Source organism: Mycobacterium sp. AT1, assembly GCF_002043095.1.
Taxonomy (GTDB): Bacteria; Actinomycetota; Actinomycetes; order Mycobacteriales; family Mycobacteriaceae; genus Mycobacterium.
In genome coordinates this window covers 114,403-134,742 of sequence record NZ_MVOC01000005.1, presented here as the reverse complement: position 1 = coordinate 134,742, position 20,340 = coordinate 114,403, and the positions used below count along the sequence as shown (strand labels likewise).

Genomic DNA, 20,340 nt, shown 5'->3' with positions numbered 1-20,340 from the left:
TGACATGGGACTGCAACAGTTCTGGTTCGTAACCCTGGGCGTCTTGTTCTGCGGCTTCCTCGTCTTGGAGGGCTTCGACTTCGGTGTGGGCATGCTGATGTCGCCGCTGGGCCGCGCCGCCCACGGCGACCCCGAGGCCCACCGGCGCGCGGTGCTCAACACCATCGGGCCGGTGTGGGACGGCAACGAGGTCTGGCTGATCACCGCGGGCGGCGCCATGTTCGCGGCGTTCCCGAACATGTATGCCACGGTGTTCTCCACCCTGTACCTGCCGCTGTTGGTGATCCTGGTGGCGATGATCGTCCGCATCGTCGCCATCGAGTGGCGCGGCAAGATCGACGACCCCAAGTGGCGAACCTGGGCCGACGTGGGCATCGCAGTGGGCTCCTGGCTGCCCGCCTTTCTGTGGGGGGTGGCGTTCGCCATCCTGGTCCGCGGCCTGCCAGTCGACGGCCAGCACCAGGTCCACCCGTCGGTCTGGGACGTGTTGAACCCCTACACCCTGCTCGGCGGCCTGGCGACCTGCGGATTGTTCCTCATGCACGGTGCGGTCTTCGTCACCCTGAAGACCGCAGGAGCGGTCAGGGACGACGCGCACCGCGTCGCGGTGTCCCTTGCCGTGCCGGTGACCGTGGTGGTCGCCGCCTTCGGGATCTGGACCCAACTGGCCCACGGCAAGGGATGGACGTGGTGGGTGCTGGCACTCGCCGTGGTCGCGCAACTCGCGGCGGTCGTGTTGACCTGGGGTGGCGGCCGCGAGGGCTGGGCGTTCCTGGCCACCGCCCTGGTGGTGGCCGCCGTGGTGGTGCTGCTGTTCGGCTCGCTGTACCCGAATCTGGTGCCATCCACCCTCGATCCCCGGTGGAGCATCACCGTCTACAACGGCTCATCGAGTCCCTACACGTTGAAGGTGATGACGTGGGCCGCCGTCATCTTCGCTCCGCTGGTGATCGCGTACCAGGGCTGGACGTATTGGGTTTTCCGGCAGCGCATTTCGGCCGACGCAATTCCGCAGTCGGTTGGCCTTACGGTGCGTGCGCCCTGAACGCGGCCGCGCCCGTGGAATCCCGCACCTCGATCGAGACGGTGCTGGGCAGGGCCCGCCGCCTACTCCCGCGCCGCGACGACTACGCCGGGCTCAAGCAGTCCTGGCGCCGGGACGCGTTGGCCGGGGTCACGGTCGGCGTGGTCGCCCTCCCCCTCGCGTTGGCCTTCGGCATCAGCTCGGGAGTCGGAGCGGCGGCGGGGCTGATCACCGCGGTCGTCGCGGGGCTGGTGGCAGCGGTCTTCGGTGGATCGCACGTCCAGGTGTCCGGCCCGACGGGGGCGATGGCCGTGGTCCTGGCACCCATCGTCGCCCTGCACGGGCTGGGCAGCATTGCTCTGGTCACCGTGCTGGCCGGGCTCATCGTGGTCGCCGCCGGCGTCTCCGGTCTGGGCCGGGCGGTGACGTTCCTGCCCTGGCCGGTGATCGAGGGGTTCACGCTGGGGATCGCCGCGATCATCTTCCTGCAGCAGATACCGAATGCGATCGGCAGCCCCGCCCCTGCCGGTCGGGGAACCCTGCGGGCGGCCTACGAGGTGGTCGCTCACGTCATCGGCGGCGGCGGCTGGTCGGCGGCCCTGAAAACCGTTGCCGTGGTGGTCTTCGTCGCGGTGGTGATGATCGCGCTCCCCAGGGTGCACCGTGGGCTGCCGGCATCGCTCATCGCCGTCGTGGCGGCCACTGTGATCGTCCACGTATTCCACGTGTCCGTTGCGAGCATTGGCGAGCTGCCGTCTCGGCTTCCAGCACCCGTGTTGCCGAGCATCGACGTCGCCGCACTGCGCACCGTGGTCGGTGCCGCCATCGCGATCGCGGCGCTGTCGGCCATCGAATCGCTGCTGTCGGCGCGCGTGGCGGCCACCATGTCGCCGACCGGTCCGTATGACCCAGACCGGGAACTGGTCGGACAGGGCCTGGCGTCTGTCGCGTCCGGCGCATTCGGCGGCATGCCCGCCACCGGAGCCATCGCCCGCACCGCGGTCAACGTACGGTCGGGGGCTCGAACCCGGGTGTCGGCGATCGTCCACTCGCTGGTGCTACTCGCCGTGGTGTACCTCGCGACCGGCCCGGTTGCGGCGATCCCGTTGTCCGCGTTGGCCGGCGTACTGATGGTGACGTCGTTTCGGATGATCTCGGCCGCCACGGTGGGACAAGTGCTGCGGTCGACGCGGTCGGACGCCCTGATCTTCGTGATGACTGCCGTCGTCACCGTGTGCTTCGACCTGATCGAAGCGGTGGAGATCGGGCTCGTCGTCGCGGCGCTGTTCGCGCTGCGCAGCGTGGCGCGCCGCAGCAGCGTGGTCCGCGAGGAGCTGCCGGGTCCGCATCGGCCCGGCGACGAGCAGATCGCCCTGCTGCGCCTGGACGGGGCGATGTTCTTCGGTGTGGCCGAACGCATCTCGACCGCCATCGTCGACGCCGAGCATCCACACGTCACCGTCGTGATCATCCGGATGTCCCAACTCGGCATGCTCGACGCCACCGGCGCACACACCTTGGCCGAAATCACGACTGAACTCGAGTCCCGGGGCATCACGGTCATCATCAAGGGCGTACAACCCGAACACCTGAGCCTGTTGGCCAATGTCGGGGTGTTCGATTCGCTGCGCCACGACAACCATCTGGTGGGGACTCTCGACGAAGCGATCGCGCACGCACGCTCCCACGTCATGACGGCGTGACCGCACCTGAAGGCTCAAATCGTGACCGTCGCCCGGATACGCCGGGTCGCCGTGATGGCTACTCCCTAGCGCCATGTGCGGCCCGGCGTGTCCGAGGGCGGTCCGTCCCGGTTCTCCTCAGAGAACTCCGGCAAGGAGGAGAACGGCGGCGCCACGGCTGGCAGCGTGAGACGGAACGTCGCTCCGCCGCCGGGGGTTTCGCTGACGTCGACGCCCCCGCGATGCGCCACCGCGATCTCGCGGACCAGCGCCAAGCCGATGCCGTAGCGCTCGCGCCCCGCCGTCGAGGTGTGACCGTGGCCGTGAGCGAACCGGTCGAACAGGGTCGCCATCGCGGCAGGGTCGACGCCCACACCGTCGTCTCGTACCTCGACGACGACGTCCGCCGCGCGCCGCCCGACGTAGACGTCAATCGCCCCGCCGGAGTGCTCGTGGGCGAGGGCGTTGTCGACGAGGGCGGTGATCGCCCGCCGCAGCGCCGCGGCCGATCCGAGAACCGTGACGCCACTCGCCGCGTCGGCGTCCTGGGTCAGCGTCAGACGCACCCCGGCGGACTCGGCGTGTTCGGTCATGCCGTCGACGACTTGGCCGGCGACGGTCGACAGGTCGACCCGCACGCGGGGGATGGCGTCACTTGCCATGGAGGCCGACGCGAGGAGGTCTTCGATGACCTCGCCGAGCACTCGGGTGTCGGCGGCCAGCGCCTCGATCTGCTGCTTGGTCCGCTCGGTGTCTCCGACCTCGAACCGGCGAGCGAGGAGTTGAATCCTGGTGTGCAGCACCGTCAACGGCGCGCGCAGCTCGTGCGACGCGTCCGCCACGAATCGCCGCTGCAGCGCGAGCGCCTGGGTGAGGGGGCGAATGGAACGCCGGGTGAGCAAGACGACCACCGCGACCGAGGCCAGAATGCCAGCCAGCTCGGCGGCGCCCAGCGCGAGCAGCAACCGGCGGCGTCCCTCCTCATAGGAGTCCAACGCCACCAGGGCCACCACCCGGCCCTGCGGTCTGTCTGCGACCAGTACGCGGTGTTCCCGGCCGTCGACGTGTGCGTCGGAGAACCCCGCTGGGCGCGCCAGCAGATCAGCCGACGGCAAGCCCATGGCACTCACCTGCACCCTCCCCGACCGATCTCGCAGCACGAGCTGCATTCCCGGGGGCGGGTCGATCGCGTCGTCGGCCGTTGCGGCGACCGTGGTGAGCTGGTTGGCGATCTGCTGGTTCTGTACGCGCACGTCGACGATGAACACCACCGCACCGACGACCAAGAGGACGGCCGCCAGCGCCGACGACGCTTGCACGGCGGCGATCCGGCCCGCGCGCCGTACCACCGCGAGATCGACGCTCTCCCAGGTCATTCGGCACCGAGGCGGTAGCCGGTTCCGTGCACGGTGCGCACGATCCCCCGACCCAATTTGCGCCGTAGGTAGTGCACGTACGTGTCGACCACGCCGGGGTTGTCCGCACCGTCGAACACGGCGGAGAGCAGTTGATCGCGCGTGTGGACCCGCCCCGGCGCCGTCATCAGCACACTCAACAGGGCCGCTTCCCGCTCGGAGAGCTCCACGTCGGCGCCGATCCGGCGGCCGCTGGCGGTACGCGTCACCCGGTCCAGGCACAGACCCTCGGCCCGAAGCGTCGAGCTACCGGTCGGTCGCCGCACCAGGGCGCGTATTCGAGCCAGCAACTCCGGGACCTCGAACGGTTTGACCAGATAGTCCTGGGCTCCGGCGTCAAGCCCCTCGACGCGGTCGGCGACAGCGCCCCGGGCGGTGAGTACGAGGATCGGCGTCGAGATTCCGCGGGCCCTCAGCACCTCGACGAGTTCCACGCCGTCCATCACCGGCAGCCCACGGTCGACGATGATCGCGGCGAAGTCGCCAAGCAGCCCGCGGTGAAGTCCCCGCTGGGCGTCGTAGGCGACTTCGACTTCGTAGCCCTCGCCGGTGAACAGCTCCGCGAGCATCGCGCTCAACGTCCGATCGTCCTCGACGATGAGCAGACTCGGTGCTGCGTTTTCCCCGGCCACCCCACGAGCCTGCCACGCCACATCTTCGAAGGCTCGAAGAATTGGCTGCCAGCATCGGGGCATGGACACACCCGTTCCGAATTCCCGACACCTGTGCCGGGCCCACATCAACGGAGAAGGAGATGGTTCGTGACGACGCTCAACGGGCTCCCCGCCCATGCCCTGTTCGTGCACTTCATCGTCATCCTCGCACCGTTGACGGCAATTCTGGCGGTGCTCTGCGCCGTCTGGCCGGCGGCCCGAAAGCGCTTGGTGTGGTTGGACCTTGGCCTCGCGACGGCTGTCGTGGTACTCACCCCGCTGACCACCGAGGCGGGTGAATGGCTCGAAGACCAGGTCGGCCGATCGCCGCTGCTACACCAGCACACCGAACTGGGTGACACGATGATCTACTTCTCGATCGCGCTGTTCGTTGCCGCTGCCGTGCTCGCGGCAATACACGTGCGGGAAGCTCGCGGCCGCACACTGCAGCGGACCGCGTCGTGGAGTGTTGCCGCGCTCGTCATCGTCGTCAGCGTCGTCACCTCGGTGCAGGTGTACCGCATCGGAGACACCGGCGCTCGAGCGACGTGGGGCGACACCGTCGGTGCCGCAGAGTCACCCACGCCATAGCCACCGGTGCGCTCAGCTCGCCGGCGCGCGGTCGACCGGGTCGAGACCGAAGGCGAACCGCCGGCCGGTGACCCGTGACGGGCGGATCCGCACGAAGTGGTCCTTGGCGATCACCGTCCACGGCCGCAGCGGCGCGGCTTCGGCCTCGGTGCGGTGATCGGCTTCGAACAGCACCTCGTCGTTGATCGCCGTCGACACTCGTGACGAGTCTGCCCAAGCCGACGCTTGACAGCCAGTCCCAGCACTCGGGCTCCGACATGATCGAAATGGGTTGCGGCACTGTCGTCATGAGACGACGCTACGCGAGCAGTGGGGCTCCACGCGGGTGCCATGGGTCCTCTACTTCGGCAACCACTGGCACCGATCCTGGTGCGCGCTCATCCGCCGTCGGTGACGACCAAAGTCCCTAGCGGGAACCGATACGCGTGGTGCTGAATCGACGGGCACACGCGCGTAACCCTCACTCCGGCTCGAGCCGGACTACACCGTCGCAACGGCGGTCAGCGGTTGGTCAACCCCAGCAGGCCGGGATCGAACGTCGCGCGTGCCGCGACCGATGCCGTTGCCGCCGCGACGATGACCCCCGCAGCCGCCTCCTGGCCCTTCGGAAACACGATCTCGGCACTGTCCGCACCGTCGCGGTGCGCCATCAGCCAGTCATACAGCAGCCAATCCAGCGCACAGGTGACCGACATCGGGTCCGCCTCGGGCGATCCGGCCGCGGCGGTCACCGACCGCAACGCCGCCAGATGCTCGGTGCGCGACGCCTCCTTGTTCACCCCTGAGCTGTCGAAGAGCAGCATCGACAGGGTCAGCGGATAGCGTTGACCCGCTTCTGTTCTGACGACCCACCGGCCACCCTTCCACGGTTTCGCCGGATCGACCTCGGTCATCTCGCCGAAGCCGCCGACGACGCCGATGGAGGGGTCGTCGAGTTCGCCGTCCAACGGTGCCGGCCCGAGGAGCCCGAGCGGCTCGCGCGCCAGGATGGAGAACAGTGTCGCGGTGCCGATGATCTGACCGGATCGCGGATCAGCGGGCAGACCCGTGACCTCGAGGGCGGCCGCGTACTCGAAGCACGACCGGTCCAACGCACGGTGCAGATCCAGCAGGCCGTCACGCTCGTCCGGCGAGGGACGCCTACCGCCGCCGAGGATCTCCCCGAAGCTCCCCGCGGCGACGATCAGCTCGTCGTCGAGGGCCTCCAGGTGCGTGGCGAGCAGCCGATCCGGCTCGTCGTCGCCGGCCACGAGCGCCCGCAGGGACGTCGACGAACCCGCCGGCGTCGCCCAACCGAACCCAGGCTGCCCGTCGCCCTGAACGATCCGCGGTCTCACCTCGGCGTCCGTCTCCAGATGACGACGCGGTTGTTGCCCGAGTCCGCCACCGCCAGCCGGTCTCCGCGCAGCGAGATTCCGTACGGCCAGCACAACGTGTCCCGTTGCACCGAGGTCCACCGGTTCTCGCCGTTGGACCCGAAGTCCGCCTGCGCCAACACATAGTCGGCGGCGCGCCCGTCGTCGGGGACGCCGTCCCACAACAGAATTCGATTGTTGGCGGTGTCGGCGACCGCGAGACGCTCGTCGCCGCCCGTGCCGTCCAAGCCCACGGCGTACGGGAAGCGAAAGCGGTCGCCGGTGTGCGGTCCGTAGGGCCATTCACTGGCGGAGGTGAAGTCGGGCTGCCCGATCACGACGTTGGCGGCCCGGTCGGCGCCCGGCGGCGGTGACCACCCCAGAACGCGGTGGTCACCCGCGTCGGCTACCAGCAGCAGGTCGTCGCGACCGGTGACGTCATGCGGCCAGCGGAAGCTCGCGGCAGTCGCCGCCCCGCCGCGATTCTCGTCGCGCCGGGTGCCGTCGGGCTGTCCGAGCACCACGTCGGCGGGCCGACCGGGGTCCGGAATCCCCCCGTCCCAGCCGAGTACCCGGCGGTTGCCGGTGTCGGCCACCCAGAACCGACCCGCGACGACGGCCATGCCGAACGGCCAGTAGAACGTCGCCGCCGAGCACTCGCCGCCCTGATTTGGCAGCACACCAACCGAATCTGGTTGGCCGAGAACGTGATCAGGTGGCGTGTCGTCGAGCACGGGCACTTCGTCCCAGATCAAGATGCGGTGATGCCAGGCGTCCGCGACGATCAGCCGTCCGTCGTGTACGAGCACCCCGGTGGGCAGGTTCATCCCGCGCTCGGGGCCACGGCCGTTGGCCGCCCTACCTTCGGTGGTGCCGTCGGGTTGGCCGAGGACGACGTCGGCGGGTTGCTCGTCGGCAGTCGGCAGACCATGCCACACCAGCACCCGGTGGTTGCCGGAATCGGCGACGACGAGGTGGTTTTCGCCAAGGAAGACCCCTCGCGGGGAGTACATCCAGGCCATCGTCGGACGCGCGGGCGGCAACGCCAAGCCACCAGGCGAGGGCGCCCCCAACCACAGTTCGGGAGCCCAGCCGCCGCTGAGGTCGACCGTGGGTGCGGCGTCCACTCGGGCCGGTCGTCCGCTGACGTTCATCCGCACGGTGTATCGGCTCACGACGTAATCCGGACCCAGACGTCGCCCGCGTCGACGCGCAGCGGAAGCTGCTCCAGCTGGGCTCCCGGCGCGGTCAGGCACTCACCGGTGGTCGCGTCGTAGCACAGGCCGTGCCACGGACAGGTCAGGGTGCCGCTGGAGACGTCGAGGATCGCATTGTCCAACGGCAGTGCCTGGTGGGCACATTCGTTGCGATAGGCGGTCAGCCGATGGTCGACGCTGACCACGATGATCTCGACCTGCGCACCCGAGGCGGCGGCCAGGGTCGCCGCGGTGACGTCGCCGTCCCCCACCTGGGCGACAGGGCCCATCTTGACCCAGCCCTCGGCGGCCGGATCGCGGCCCATCCGCACCGATTCGAGCGGAATCAGCGTCGGGGACGGCTCATTCGGCAACACCTCGACGGCGCCCACCCCGGGGACGCCGTCGGTCAACGCGCTCTCGACCAGGTTCCGCAGCGTGACCGACGACATCGAGCAGCCGTTGCAGGACCCCTCGAGCCGGACGAACGCTGTACCGTCCTCGATCCGGACGAGCACCACGTCGCCGCCGTGGCTCTGCAGTTGCGGGCGCACCTCGGTCAGCACGCGATTGGCCACCGTCACGGGGTCGGGGCGGACGATCTCGTGAATCGACAGCAACATGTGCACCACGGGGTCGTCGACGAGTTCGAACAACGCCTCCCTGGTGGCCTCGTCGGACTTCAGCCGGCGCACGATGGTCACCAGGCCGGCGCGGTGGATCGCCTCGACCGAGGCCTTGACCTCCTCGGCAATCGCACGCGACATCGGGTCCAAGCCCGCCAGGGCACGCATCGCGTCGTCCACGCGTGTGGCGAGCTTCTCGAATTCCAGCTCGGTCCGTCTCTCGGCAACAGTGGTCATGTCAGCCCTCGTCAATCCGACGTCCGGTTCAAGGTGATCTGCCTGGCGATCTCGTCGAGCACCCCGCGCACGGCCCGCACCGACTCCTCGTCGCCCAATTCCTCGAACAGCGACCGCGCCTCGTAGAGCTTGGCCTTGGCATCCTTGAATGCGCCAAGGTGCGCCAGCACGTTGCCCTGGTTGGCCAACACGCGGGCGCGCCCAAGCGGGTCGGTGTGGCGATCGCGCGTCGCCAGCAAGGCCTCGTACAGTTCGACGGCCTCGACCAGGTTGTCGGCCTGATGCTTGGACGGGGTGTACACCAGCGAATTGGCAAGGTTCAGTTGCGCACTCGCCCACTCCTCGGGGTACTCGTCGCGGGTGTAGACGGTCAGTGCCGACCGCAACGATTGCGAGGCGACACCCAGCCGCAGCTGCCCGGAGGCTTCGACCATTGGCATCGTCAGGTACGCGGTCGCGAGATTGGCGTGCGCGGACGCCCACAGTAGGGGCGCGTCCTCCCGCTGCACAAGTTGGAGCGCCGAGTGGTAGTGCGGAATGGCTTGGGCCATCAGGCCAGGGTTGTCGTGCGTCTGCTCGTGCAGCAGCGCGGCGGCGCTCAGGTGCAGTTCGGCCCGCGCCACACGCAAGCCGTCGGCGCCGTCGAGCAAGCGCAGCGCCTTCTCGATGCGTTCGTGTGCTTCACCGGGATCGTCGGACTCGATGCAGACCGATGCCGAGGCGCCCAGCAGCAGACCGGCCAGCGGACGCGACACGGTGCGCGCGGCATCGACCGCCGCGTCGAGGGTCGCGACGGTTTTCGGCGGATCCTCTGCCAGGGTCTGACTGGCGGTGGCGCCGAGCAGGACCGCGGCGATCTCGTTGTCGGCGTTGCCGATTGCGGGAGGAGAGTCCGTACGCCCCAGGGCAAACGACACCAGATCGACGAGCGGGGCGAACTCACCGAGTACCGATCGAAGGTCGTCGGCGTCCTCGAGGTCGGAGTTCAGCACGAAGCGGTTGTAGCGGGTGATCGGGTCGGTGCCGACGAGCGCTGCCAGGGCTGCGTCTCGGTCACCGGCCAGGGCGAGTTGGTGCGCAACCAGTCGGGGCGGCCATTGCTCGGGTACGCAACCGGCCAGCATCGCCAACCTCGCCGGCTCGGTATCCGGACCGGCGGGAATCAGCAGGTATCCGACGGGAAGCTCGAAGGCGCCCAACGGTTGTGGGCGGGCGGCCAAGACCGGTTGCGTCGACGCCTCGACGATCACGGTGTCGATCACGTCGTCACGTCGAGTGGAACCCGCAGGGCCCCGCGCTCGTCGTCCCAGTACGCGCGCTGCACGCCGACCGGGATGCGGCCGTAGAGCACCTCGTGAACCAGCGCGCTGCGATCACCGGCGGGGTTGCGTTGCTTGAGCAGCAGGCCACCGCTGCGCGGACCGCGCAGCGGGATCAGCAGGAAGTCGTCGTCCTGCACGATCGCGGCCACCGCATCGGAGGCAAACCTGCTGGCGGCCAGCGCCGCGTCAAGGCGAAGGTAGCCGTCCGCGGTGAACTCGACGGTGACCTCCGCAGCCTTCGCCGGGCGAAGCGGAGCCAAGAAGTCACGTTCGACGACGTCGATGACGGTGTTCATGGCCGCCGTCACCGCTTCCGACAGCTCGGCCCCGTAGTCCACACTCTGCACCTCGACGAGGAACACGGTGATGTCGGTCGGGCACGCGTCCCCCAGTGCCCACCGGGCGAACGCGATCGCGTGATCCCACCGGAAGGAATGAGTGTGCAGTCCGTGCAGCGGTGGCAGCTCGGCGAACTCCTCACCCGGCACGCGATAGACCGTGCCAGGGGCAGCCCCCGTCGCCGCGGCGTCGACGATGACCACGCGCTGCGCGCCGCGCATCCGAAAGGCGGTGTCCATCCCGGCGGTACCGCCGTCGACCATCTGTGCCCCGTCCGGCACCCCCAGTTCCCATAGGTGACGCACCAGAACCGGTCCGACGCCGTCGTCGCCGCGGAGCAGGTTGCCGCAGCCGACGACCAGCACCGCACACCCGGGCGGCTCGAGGTCGTCTGACGAGATCGCTTTCGCTGGCTGGAAATTCAAGTTGGGGTCACACCATTCCGTTGACGACGAACTTGGACAGTTCCTTGCCGGTCTTTCCGTCGTAGGCGTGCACGGTGCAGACCAGACACGAGTCGAAACTGCGCGCCACGTGACCGAGTTCGACCGGGTCTTCGGCATCGACGATCGGGGAGCCGACGAGGGCCTGCTCGATGGGGCCGAGCACCTCGGAACCGTCGCGCGGCCCGATGTTCCACGCCGTCGGGGTGACGACCTGGTAGTTCTTGATCTTGGAATTCTCGATGACGATCCAGTCCGCCAGCGCGCCTCGGGCGGCCTCGGTGGCCCCGAAACCCCGTCCCTCGGCATGCTCGGTGGGCTTGGTGTAGAAGCTCTCCTTCAAGTCGATGTCGTCCAGCCACTGCCGCGCCCACTTGTAGTACTTCGGCGCCTCGTGCATGCGGGCCATCTGACGCACGAACACGCTGGGCCCGATCGACCGCATGAGATTCGGAAAGAGCGGGTCGTCGTCCTGATGCGCCGCGGCATGTGGGCCGCCCGCCGCCATGCGCCGAGCCAGCGGGCCCGCCTCGAGCGGCACGTTGCCCAATCCGCCGCCGATGTCGTAGCGCGGCGACTTCGCCCAGCTGTACTTGCCCTGCTTACGACCCGCATCCGGGTCGATCGGGATGGTCTCGCCGTCGAACGGATGCAGGGGCTGGCTGCCTTCGTAGAACGAGTGCGTGACGTCCTCGCGCACCTTGGCCTGGTCGAAGTCGTGCCACGCACCGTTGGCGTAGATCCCGGACCGGCCGATCAGTGCGGCATTGCGTCCGTCGATGGTCGGGTTCTCGTACAGGGTGGGGTCGAAGTAGGTGCCCATGGCGAGGTAGTTGCCGACGCCCTGTCCGTACTGGTCGAGACCGACGTCGCGGCAGTATCGGATGAAGAAGCCGCAGTCGCTGTTGTACTGCGACTCGTTCTCGTCGACCCAGGCGAGCATGTCCTCCCAGGTCTTCACCTCCAGCCAGCGGTCGACGCTGCACCCCAGCCACTGACCTTCCAGCCACGCGTCCTTCCAGTGCTCGAGGATGGCGATTGACCGCGTGACGTCCGACAACGTCGGTGCGCACATCACCCCGCCGGGCACCATGAAGCTCGAGTGCGGCCACTGCCCGCCAAAGATCGCGTACACCTCGACCGGCTTGCCCGAAAGCACCACGCCCGGTTGGTAACTGGTCCCGACATAGGGCGCGAAGCGGCGCACCGCCTCGGCGTACATGGGTGACTTCGCGTACTTCTTGTTGGTGAGGTCGATCGCAAACAACGCGTAGAAGTAGCGCGGAATGGATTGCAGGGTCTCCGCGGCCTGGCAGATGTTGCGGACGAGCGTCGCGTTGGGCGGCATGTGCGTCGCCCACGCCGTGTCGAGCGCGTAGGCGGACTTGTACAGGTGGCTGCCGCCGCAGATGCCGCAGATACGCGGGCACACGACGAGACCCGCTTGAGGATCCTTTCCGCGCAGGATGATCTCGAAGCCACGGAACATTGCGGCCTCGGTCCAGGCGGAGGTGACGATGCCGTCCTCGATCGTGACTCGCACGTCGAGGTCACCCTCGACGCGCCCGAGTGGGCTCACATACAGGTCGAGCGCGGTCATGGAGGTCCTTTCGAAAACCGGGGCTGGTCGCTTCGGGGCGGGTGGTCCGTTCTCAGACGACGAACATGTCTTCCTTCGACCACTGCGGCGCGGCGATCCGGGCCGCCGCCGCGTGGGCCATGTAGGTCAGGTGGTCGCTGCCCTCGGGGACTTCCTTGGGAATCACGCCGGCGACCTTCTGCGTCTTGAAGACGGTCCCTGGGGCCAGGTCGAAGTGGGGAAACTCGGGCTCAGTGCACCCTAGGCAGGGCATGCCTGCCCGGGTCTTGGACGATTGCCTGTTCCACAGGATTCGGTTGCACGGCGAGTGCGTCATGGGGCCTCTGCAACCAAACTCGTAGAACAGGCAGCCCGTGCGGGTGCCTTCGCCGAAGGACATCGTCGACTGCTTGTACTCGAAGAATTGCACTCGGGTGCATCCGGTTTGAGTGAAGGTCTTGAAGAACGTCTCGGGCCGGTGGAGCTCGTCGAGTGTGAGGTCGCCGGCTCGTCCGGTGGCAAGGGCGACGAGGATCTGCGTGATCCAGTCGGGGTGAGCGGGGCAGCCGGGGATGTTGACGACGGGAAGGCCCATCTTCGACTTGAAGTCGGGGCCGAGGAATCCGCCCTTGTTGCGCTTGTGGAACTGCAGTCCGGTGGACCCCGAGGGGTTGGGCTCCATCGCCGGTATGCCACCCCAGCATGCGCAGTCACCGATGGCCACGACGATCTGTGCGGCGCCGGCGAGATCGGTGACCCAGTCCTTCATGGGGCGGTCGGCGAACATGTCGGTCCGGCCGTCATAGGCCTCCATCACGGTGCCTTCGAACACGAAGATGTCAAGGGGCCGTTCGCCACTCGCACAGTCGTAGAACACCTTTTGGGCGTTCTTGCCCAGCTCCAAGCCAAGGGACGGATGCCAGAGCAAATCCAGCCCGAAGTCGACGATCAGGTCGACGACGTTGGGCTCTTCGGCGTTGAGGAACGACATGGTGTTGCCACTGCACGCGCCTCCCTGAAACCACAGAACCGAAGCCATGGAGTATTCCTTCCTCGTGGCGACACCGTTACCCGGACCCTGGTCGACGGCGATTGGAAAACAAAGGGCCGAAAGTCATCTGAGCTGTCTGCCGAACGCCTTGGCGACCTGTAGCAGGAAGCCCAGGCCGCGTATCACGTCGGGATCCTTCGTCGTCTTGAGGATTGCGAAGAGCCCCTTGGGACCGCGTGGGTTTCGGACGGCATCCGACTTCGCCTCCACCAGGGCGTCACCCAGTTGCGTCAGTACTTCGGTGGCCTGCGGGTCGGTCAGGCGGGATCCCAGTAGCGAGTTCAGCGCTGGTGTCGCGACGATGACCTTGTCGGACAACGTTGCGAAGCTCTCGGCGAGACCGGCGAGGTCGACTGATCGCAGCGACTCGAATCCCGGAATGGAGCTGGCCAGCGACGGATCGCCGGCGGCTCCCTTGAATTCCCGAATGGCCGCGGTCAACGAATCGCTGATCTCGTCGCTGCGCCGCATCAAGCCGTCCAGGCCGGACACCAGAATCGCCAGTAGATCAGCGTGATCGAGCAGGTCGTTCAGAGATTCGGCCACCCGGGGATCGTCGAGTTTGGCGCGAACCCTCTCAGAGGGCGAGAGTTCCAGAGCTTGACCACGAGCTGTCACTGCGCCTCCCAAAGTCGGATGTTCGACTTGTCACAAGCTAGCTCGCCAAAGTGGCTGCGCCTATCGCTATTACGCAGCTATTGTCACTATTGCGCAGACTTCAATGCGCTGGCGCGCAGCAGGATTGGGCAAATGACGTGAACGAGTTCGCAACCTTAGGGCAGGCTCGGCTGTCCCGGGCCGGCCGTCGTGGACGACGCCGATGTCACGCCTGACCCGGCTCGGCTTCATCAACGTCCGCCACACCGACGACCCGGTGCGGCGGAAGGTGCGGCCCCGCGGGGTGCCGCCTGCGCTCGCCGCCAACGAGATCTTCTACACCGAGGACCTACGAGAAGCCGCCAAGTTGATGGGACAAGCGCTTTCACCGTTGACCCTGCGCGTCGCCGAGGAGCACCTCGCCGGCTTCGCCGCAGGCATGCATGGCGTACGGCTGCGCAACGTCAGCATGCTCTACTTCGACCTGCACGTCCCCGTCGAGGTCGACATCCCGCGCCTCGGCGCCTACTACGCCGTGCACATGCCGACGAACGGCAGCGCGACGGTGACCTGTCACGGAAACACTTTCGAGGCCAACAGTATTCGCTCGTTCGTCACCAACCCCGACACGTCCCTGACCATGCGTCTTGAGCTGGATTCCCCGCAACTGTTGATCAGGATCGAGGAGCCTGCCATGACGGCATACCTGACCCGCGTCACGGGCCACAGGTTGGCGCACCCGTTGGCGTTCGATCCTGAATTCGACCTCACCACCGAGGCCGCGATGCGATGGCATGCCGCTGTTCAGCTCATCCACGCCGAGGTTCTCCACCCTGGCTCCTTGGTGGGGCGCGGGCAGGGCATCGGACCAGTCGAAGACCTCGTCATGAGCAGTCTGCTACACCTGCAGCCGTCCAATCATCACGCCACCTTCAGCTCACCGGCGCGGCCCGACAAGCGTGGGGCCGTGGTCCAGGCCGCCATGGACTACCTGGACGACCATCTGGCCGAGCACATCACCATGGCTTCGGTGGCGAGCGCCGTCCACATGAGTGTTCGTGCGGTTCAACAGGGTTTCCACGAGCAACTCGGCATGACCCCGATGGCATACGTGCGCGAGCGCCGGCTCGAGCGGGTGCGCGAGGAGCTGATGGACGCCACCACCGCAGATGGCATCACGGTAACCGCCGTCGCCGAACGGTGGGGCTTCCACCACCTTGGCAGCTTCGGCGGCGAGTATCGCAAGCGGTGGGGCGAGTCTCCGTCGCAGACCCTGCGCCGCTAGCCACGTCAGCAGATGCGTGGAAGTTGCTCGCCCAGTTCACGTTCGATCACTCGCGTGGTGCCGAACGGCGTCCTCCCCACCGCCATGCCCGGATGCTCGGGAACCACCCGACCGATGACGACGGCCCTGGCGCCCTCGGGATGGGCGTGCATCGCGGCGAGGACGGCCTCCGTCGCGGCGGGGTCGACGAACGCCACGAGCTTTCCTTCGTTGGCAACCTGCAGCGGATCAAGGCCCAGGAAGCCGCAGGCCGAAGCGACGGCATCCGGGACAGGAATCACGCTCTCCTGCAGGCTGATTCCCACACCAGCCGCCCTGGCGATCTCCACCACCGAGGCGACGAGACCACCTCGGGTGGGATCGCGCAGGGCGTGAATGTGGTGTCCGCCCTCGTCGGCCGCCAGCATCGCGGCGACCAGGCCGTGCAGTGGTGCACTGTCGGTGGTGACCACCGTGCCGAAGTCGATGCCCGTGCGGACGCTCATGATCGCCACGCCGTGCTCGCCGACGTTGCCCGAGACGATCACGTCGTCACCGGGCCGGACCCTTTCGGGCCCGATGTCCACGCCGTCGGGGATCACCCCCACGCCCGCGGTGTTCACGAAGAGCTGGTCGGCACTCCCCCTGCCGACCACCTTGGTGTCGCCCGTGACGATGCCGACGCCGGCGTGGTCGGCCGCCTTGCCCATCGATTGGGCAATGCGTCCGAGAAGCTCCAATTCGAGGCCCTCCTCGAGGATGAATCCGGCGGTCAGGCCCAGCGGTTGGGCCCCGCTCATCGCGAGGTCGTTGATGGTGCCGTTGACTGCCAGGTCCCCGATGTTGCCACCCGGAAAGAACAAGGGCTGCACCACGTATGAATCGGTCGACACCGCGATCCGTCCGGCGGGGACCGTCAACACCGCGGAGTCGCGCGACGGTCCGCCGGCACCGAACGCGGGTAGGAACAGATTTTCGATCAGCTCCTCGGACAGGATCCCGCCGCCGCCGTGGCCCATCACGATGCGCTTGGTCTCCCGCAGCGGAAGGGGGCACACCCAGTCCGCCGGATCGATTGCAGTCACCTCAGACATGGGCAAGATCCAGCCGTCGGAATTGGTAGTAGGCCGCGCACGCTCCCTCGCTGGAGACCATCGTGGCGCCGAGTGGACTGCGCGGCGTACAGGACTTGCCAAACGCCGGGCACTCATTGGGCTTCAGCAGCCCCTGCAGCACCTCGCCGCTGTGGCAGTCGGCGGACTCTTGCACGTGCATGTGGCCGACGCCGAACTTCTTCTCCGCGTCGAATGCCGCCCACCGCGGCGCGAGGGTCCACCCCGACTTCGGAATCACCCCGATGCCGCGCCAGGCTCGATCCGTGACGACGAAGACGTCGTTCAACACTTGCTGGGCGACGACGTTGCCGACGTCGTTCACCGCGCGCGGATAGGCGTTGCGCAGTTCGACCTTGCCGTCTTCGAGCAGGTCGACCAGCTGCCGCACCCCCTCGAGGAGATCAAGGGGCTCGAATCCGGACACCACGATCGGGACCCCGAACTTCTCGACCAGCGGGCCGTACTCGGACGTTCCCATCACGGTGCATACGTGTCCCGCGCCGAGGAAACCCTGTACGCGGTTGGTCGGCGAGGACAGGATCGCCGTCATCGCCGGTGGCACCAGGACGTGAGAGACCAAGAGGAAGAAGTTCTTCAGGCCGAGCCGTTGGGCGTGCACGACGGACATGGCGTTCGCGGGTGCGGTGGTCTCGAAGCCGACCCCGAAGAACACCACGTCCTTGTCGGGGTTGTCGGCGGCGATCTGGGTGGCGTCCAGCGGGGAGTAGACGATGCGGACGTCGCCCCCGCTGGCACGCACGCCGAACAGGTCCTGAGTGCTTCCGGGGACGCGGAGCATGTCCCCGAACGAGCAGAAGATCACGTTGTCGCGCGATGCGATCTCCAGTGCCCGGTCGATCATCTCCAAGGGCGTGACGCAGACCGGGCAGCCGGGTCCGTGGATGAACTCCACGGCATTGCCCAGCAGCTGGTCGATGCCGTTGCGGATGATCGAATGCGTCTGTCCCCCGCAGACTTCCATGATCGTCCAGGGACGGGTGGCCCGCCGCTTGATGTGCTCCACCAGGACGTGGGCGGCGGCGGGATCGCGGAACTCGTCGAGGTACTTCATGCCGGGGTCCGCCGTTCGCCGTCGTGGGGCGCCTGAACCCCTGCGAGTTCCTCTTCGAGGATGCCGAGGTCGGAGAACATCTTCAACGTCTCGTTGGCGGACTCCTCGTCGAGCCGGTTCAAGGCGAAGCCGGCGTGGACGATCGTGTACTCACCGATCTGGAGATCGGGCAGATACGCCAGGCATACCTTCTTGGTGGTACCACCGAAGTCCACGGTGGCCATCCTGGTGCCCGACTCGTCCCAGATCGTGGTCACCCTGCCGGGTATTCCAAGGCACATGAGCCGCTTCCTTCACTAGTGGATCGTTGGAGTGCTGCCGCGATCGCGGCCTGTCCCAGCGCCAGCCCGCCGTCGTTGCACGGCACCACTCGATGGGTGAGCACTTCGAAATCGCGGTCCTGCAGACCGTTTCGAATGCCTTCGAGCAGCAGCCGATTGGCGAAGACGCCGCCCGTCAGCCCGATCGTCGGGATCGCCGCGGCCAGCGCGCATTCGGCGGCAGCCGCGACGGTGGCCCGGACGACCGCGTCGTGGAACGCCACGGCGAGGTCGGCGACGCCCACCCCGGCACGCAGACCCTCGACCATTCCCGCGACCACCGGAGCCGGATCCAGCACGCGGCTGCGGACATCGAAGTCGACGGTCACGACTCCCGATGTGCCCCCGCGCGCCACGTGCTCGAGCTCGATCGCAGCCTGGCCCTCGTAGGTGACCTCCTGACAGACACCAAGGAGGCTGGACACCCCGTCGAACAATCTGCCCATGCTGGTGGTGGTGACGCAGCCGACTCCCCGCGCAATCTGTTGCGCCAGCACGCGCACACCCGCCACCCCGACTGCGGCGACCGGTGCCAGGTCGACGCGCCAGTCGACCCCGGCTCTGGTCATCAGGTCCAGTGCGATCCGCGCGGGTTGCCGCACGGCACCCTCACCGCCGGGCAGACCGAACGGCAGCAGATGACCGACCCGAGTGAATCGCGACGGCTCGACCACCGCGAGGAGTTCGCCGCCCCAGATGGTCCCGTCGGTGCCGTATCCGGTGCCGTCGTAGGTGACCGCGAGTATCGGAGTGCCGAGGCGACCGTGTTCGGCCAGCAGTGAGACCGCGTGCCCGTGGTGGTGCTGAACCTGCACCATCGGTCGACCCCGGCGCTGCGCCCAGTGGGTGCTCGCGTACCCGGGGTGCATGTCGCACACGAGTAGGTCGGGCCGTTGGTCGGTCATCTGCGCCAGGTGATCGAGCGCCTCGGTGAAGCACGACTGCGTCCGCGGATCTGCCATGTCGCCGAGATGCGACGACATATGGGCATGTCCGTCGGGAGCCATCAGGCAAAAGGCGGTCTTGACGTCGCCGCCCGTCGCGAGGATCACCGGGGCGCCGTCACGAGACGTCGGCATCGTCACGGGCAACGGGGCGTACCCCCGGGACCGCCTCAGCGGCAAGGGGTTACCCACGTCGTCGACGGTGAGCACGGAGTCCTCACACGGGACGTGGATTGGCCGGTCGTGGGTGAGCACACCATCGGCGAGGCCGTCGATCCAGCTGAGGTCGCCGTCCCTGAAGACGATCGGCGATCCACCCGCGTTGGCCGAGGTCATGACCAATGCGGCGGTTCCAAGAGCCTCGAAGAGCAGGTGATGAATCGGCGAATAGGCCAACATCACCCCCACATCCCGCAGACCCGGCGAGACGAGCGGAGACAGCGCCCCCGGCACGGCAGGCACCACGACGACCGGGGCCGCCGGCGACGTCAGCAGGGCGGCGGCAGCGTCGCCGATCTCGGCCACGCCCCGGGCCGTCGAGAGATCGGACACCATCACGGCAAACGGTTTGGCGGGCCGCGTCTTTCGTCTGCGCAGTTCGGCGAGAGCGGCGGTGTCGTCCGCCCGACAGGCGAGGTGATATCCGCCAATGCCCTTCACCGCAACGACTCCACCGGTCTCGATGACCGCGGCGGCGGCGGCGATCGGCGCCAATGTGACACCCGGTCCCACCCACCTCAACCTCGGGCCGCAGTCCGGGCAGGCGATCGTCTGCGCGTGGAAACGGCGATTGCCGGGGTCGCCGTATTCGGCCGCGCACCGCGCACACATGGCGAAGTCGCTCATCGTCGTCGCGGGACGGTCGTAGGGCAGGTCGGTGATCACGGTGTAGCGCGGTCCGCAGTTGGTGCAGGTGATGAAGGGATGCCGGTAGCGGCGATCGGCGGGATCGCGCATCTCCCGCAGGCAGTCGGCACACGTGGCGACGTCCGGCGGCACCAGGGTGCGCGCAGTGCCCGACTCCTCGCTCGCGACGATGAGGAACTCCCGATCCCCCCGCGGCAGCACCGACGTCACCCTGACGGCGTCGATGCGCGCCATCGGCGGCGGCGCGTCGCGAATCTCGGCGATCGCCGCCTCGACGTTCGCGGGGGTGCCCTCCAATTCGCAATGGACGCAACCAGAGTCGTTGTAGACCAGACCGGTGAGGTCATGCGCGCTGGCGGCGCGCACGACGGCGGGCCGGAACCCGACACCTTGAACGACGCCAGAGATGTCGAGCCGGTAGCGCACCGCCGTGACGCTCTCATCTCGGACGCGCTTCATGGGCCTCCCGGACAGGGCGCACCAGTCACGTCAATGGGCTGTCGACGCGCTTGGTCACCTCAGGCTAGACCGCCACACTATGGCCGGAATCGCGAATGGACGAGTGACTTTAGTCCTCAATTCTTGAGGCGCCTTCCGCTCTCACGGGGCGCATCCACGGCATAGGGTAGGTCGTCGTCGACGACTAAT

Annotated in this window: 19 protein-coding genes; 4 read left to right on the top strand and 15 right to left on the bottom strand. The window is 67.7% G+C overall.

The window, feature by feature from the left end; all coding sequences use genetic code 11:
• The first annotated feature begins 4 nt into the window (after positions 1 to 4).
• Both cydB and B1790_RS02680 read left to right on the top strand, forming a co-directional pair.
• A complete protein-coding gene (gene cydB / locus B1790_RS02685) occupies positions 5 to 1,045 on the top strand; it encodes a cytochrome d ubiquinol oxidase subunit II (protein ID WP_079921614.1) in 1,041 nt (346 codons plus the stop codon).
• 14 nt (positions 1,046 to 1,059) lie between these two features.
• A complete protein-coding gene (locus B1790_RS02680) occupies positions 1,060 to 2,727 on the top strand; it encodes a SulP family inorganic anion transporter (RefSeq protein ID WP_233164902.1) in 1,668 nt (555 codons plus the stop codon).
• 65 nt (positions 2,728 to 2,792) lie between these two features.
• On the opposite strand, the gene B1790_RS02675 is transcribed toward B1790_RS02680, so the two are convergent.
• Both B1790_RS02675 and B1790_RS02670 read right to left on the bottom strand, forming a co-directional pair.
• A complete protein-coding gene (locus tag B1790_RS02675) occupies positions 2,793 to 4,082 on the bottom strand; it encodes a sensor histidine kinase KdpD (protein ID WP_079921613.1) in 1,290 nt (429 codons plus the stop codon).
• The gene (locus B1790_RS02670; RefSeq protein ID WP_233164901.1) at positions 4,079 to 4,753 is read right to left on the bottom strand and encodes a response regulator transcription factor; all 675 of its coding nucleotides are present in this window, start codon (positions 4,751 to 4,753) and stop codon (positions 4,079 to 4,081) included. The genes B1790_RS02675 and B1790_RS02670 overlap by 4 nt, the downstream gene beginning before the upstream one ends.
• A gap of 129 nt (positions 4,754 to 4,882) precedes the next feature.
• On the opposite strand from B1790_RS02670, the gene B1790_RS02665 reads away from it, so the two are divergent.
• Complete coding sequence (locus B1790_RS02665) at positions 4,883 to 5,365, top strand: DUF2231 domain-containing protein (RefSeq protein ID WP_079921611.1); 483 nt, start codon at positions 4,883 to 4,885, stop codon at positions 5,363 to 5,365.
• 12 nt (positions 5,366 to 5,377) lie between these two features.
• On the opposite strand, the gene B1790_RS02660 is transcribed toward B1790_RS02665, so the two are convergent.
• The 9 genes from B1790_RS02660 to B1790_RS02620 all read right to left on the bottom strand — a co-directional run bounded on the left by B1790_RS02660 (position 5,378) and on the right by B1790_RS02620 (position 14,059).
• On the bottom strand, positions 5,378 to 5,563 hold the full coding sequence (locus tag B1790_RS02660) for a hypothetical protein (RefSeq protein WP_369832273.1): 186 nt from the start codon (positions 5,561 to 5,563) through the stop codon (positions 5,378 to 5,380).
• Between the two features lie 302 nt (positions 5,564 to 5,865).
• Entirely contained in the window at positions 5,866 to 6,702 is an 837-nt protein-coding gene (locus tag B1790_RS02655; RefSeq protein WP_079921610.1) for a hypothetical protein, read from the bottom strand.
• Complete coding sequence (locus tag B1790_RS02650) at positions 6,699 to 7,895, bottom strand: NHL repeat-containing protein (protein WP_079921609.1); 1,197 nt, start codon at positions 7,893 to 7,895, stop codon at positions 6,699 to 6,701. Before B1790_RS02650 ends, B1790_RS02655 begins: the two co-directional genes overlap by 4 nt.
• Positions 7,892 to 8,779: a NifU family protein gene (locus B1790_RS02645; protein WP_079921607.1), complete on the bottom strand. Its 888-nt coding sequence runs from the start codon at positions 8,777 to 8,779 to the stop codon at positions 7,892 to 7,894. The genes B1790_RS02650 and B1790_RS02645 overlap by 4 nt, the downstream gene beginning before the upstream one ends.
• Positions 8,780 to 8,790: 11 nt before the next feature.
• Positions 8,791 to 10,041, bottom strand: coding sequence for a hypothetical protein (locus B1790_RS02640; RefSeq protein ID WP_079921605.1), 1,251 nt, complete (start codon positions 10,039 to 10,041; stop codon positions 8,791 to 8,793).
• Positions 10,038 to 10,841 carry a hydrogenase maturation protease gene (locus B1790_RS02635; protein WP_233164906.1) on the bottom strand — a complete coding sequence of 268 codons (804 nt, stop codon included), beginning with the start codon at positions 10,839 to 10,841 and terminating at the stop codon, positions 10,038 to 10,040. Before B1790_RS02635 ends, B1790_RS02640 begins: the two co-directional genes overlap by 4 nt.
• A gap of 31 nt (positions 10,842 to 10,872) precedes the next feature.
• Entirely contained in the window at positions 10,873 to 12,483 is a 1,611-nt protein-coding gene (locus B1790_RS02630) for a nickel-dependent hydrogenase large subunit (RefSeq protein ID WP_079921602.1), read from the bottom strand.
• 52 nt (positions 12,484 to 12,535) lie between these two features.
• Positions 12,536 to 13,501, bottom strand: a complete 966-nt coding sequence (locus B1790_RS02625; RefSeq protein ID WP_079921600.1) for a hydrogenase — start codon at positions 13,499 to 13,501, stop codon at positions 12,536 to 12,538.
• A 75-nt stretch (positions 13,502 to 13,576) separates the two neighbouring features.
• A complete protein-coding gene (locus tag B1790_RS02620) occupies positions 13,577 to 14,059 on the bottom strand; it encodes a DUF1641 domain-containing protein (protein WP_233164900.1) in 483 nt (160 codons plus the stop codon).
• A 274-nt stretch (positions 14,060 to 14,333) separates the two neighbouring features.
• Here B1790_RS02620 and B1790_RS02615 point away from each other — a divergent pair, with 274 nt between their 5' ends.
• On the top strand, positions 14,334 to 15,395 hold the full coding sequence (locus B1790_RS02615) for an AraC family transcriptional regulator (RefSeq protein ID WP_079921595.1): 1,062 nt from the start codon (positions 14,334 to 14,336) through the stop codon (positions 15,393 to 15,395).
• Positions 15,396 to 15,400: 5 nt separating this feature from the next.
• Here B1790_RS02615 and hypE read toward each other — a convergent pair whose 3' ends face one another.
• The 4 genes from hypE to hypF are packed head-to-tail and all read right to left on the bottom strand — an operon-like array spanning position 15,401 to position 20,151.
• Positions 15,401 to 16,468, bottom strand: a complete 1,068-nt coding sequence (gene hypE / locus B1790_RS02610; protein ID WP_079921593.1) for a hydrogenase expression/formation protein HypE — start codon at positions 16,466 to 16,468, stop codon at positions 15,401 to 15,403.
• Complete coding sequence (gene hypD, locus B1790_RS02605) at positions 16,461 to 17,561, bottom strand: hydrogenase formation protein HypD (RefSeq protein ID WP_079921591.1); 1,101 nt, start codon at positions 17,559 to 17,561, stop codon at positions 16,461 to 16,463. The genes hypE and hypD overlap by 8 nt, the downstream gene beginning before the upstream one ends.
• Positions 17,558 to 17,842 (bottom strand): HypC/HybG/HupF family hydrogenase formation chaperone, encoded by a 285-nt coding sequence (locus B1790_RS02600; protein ID WP_079921589.1) that lies wholly within the window; start codon positions 17,840 to 17,842, stop codon positions 17,558 to 17,560. Before B1790_RS02600 ends, hypD begins: the two co-directional genes overlap by 4 nt.
• Positions 17,815 to 20,151 carry a carbamoyltransferase HypF gene (gene hypF / locus B1790_RS02595; protein ID WP_079921587.1) on the bottom strand — a complete coding sequence of 779 codons (2,337 nt, stop codon included), beginning with the start codon at positions 20,149 to 20,151 and terminating at the stop codon, positions 17,815 to 17,817. Before hypF ends, B1790_RS02600 begins: the two co-directional genes overlap by 28 nt.
• Positions 20,152 to 20,340: the final 189 nt, after the last annotated feature.

Bases quoted from the DNA above. Each gene is read 5' to 3' on its own strand.
- hypF (WP_079921587.1), bottom strand. From the start codon at position 20,151: ATGAAGCGCGTCCGAGATGAGAGCGTCACGGCGGTGCGCTACCGGCTC.
- hypD (WP_079921591.1), bottom strand. From the start codon at position 17,561: ATGAAGTACCTCGACGAGTTCCGCGATCCCGCCGCCGCCCACGTCCTG.
- B1790_RS02600 (WP_079921589.1), bottom strand. From the start codon at position 17,842: ATGTGCCTTGGAATACCCGGCAGGGTGACCACGATCTGGGACGAGTCG.
- B1790_RS02645 (WP_079921607.1), bottom strand. From the start codon at position 8,779: ATGACCACTGTTGCCGAGAGACGGACCGAGCTGGAATTCGAGAAGCTC.
- cydB (WP_079921614.1), top strand. From the start codon at position 5: ATGGGACTGCAACAGTTCTGGTTCGTAACCCTGGGCGTCTTGTTCTGC.
- B1790_RS02675 (WP_079921613.1), bottom strand. From the start codon at position 4,082: ATGACCTGGGAGAGCGTCGATCTCGCGGTGGTACGGCGCGCGGGCCGG.
- B1790_RS02615 (WP_079921595.1), top strand. From the start codon at position 14,334: ATGTCACGCCTGACCCGGCTCGGCTTCATCAACGTCCGCCACACCGAC.
- hypE (WP_079921593.1), bottom strand. From the start codon at position 16,468: ATGTCTGAGGTGACTGCAATCGATCCGGCGGACTGGGTGTGCCCCCTT.
- B1790_RS02630 (WP_079921602.1), bottom strand. From the start codon at position 12,483: ATGACCGCGCTCGACCTGTATGTGAGCCCACTCGGGCGCGTCGAGGGT.
- B1790_RS02625 (WP_079921600.1), bottom strand. From the start codon at position 13,501: ATGGCTTCGGTTCTGTGGTTTCAGGGAGGCGCGTGCAGTGGCAACACC.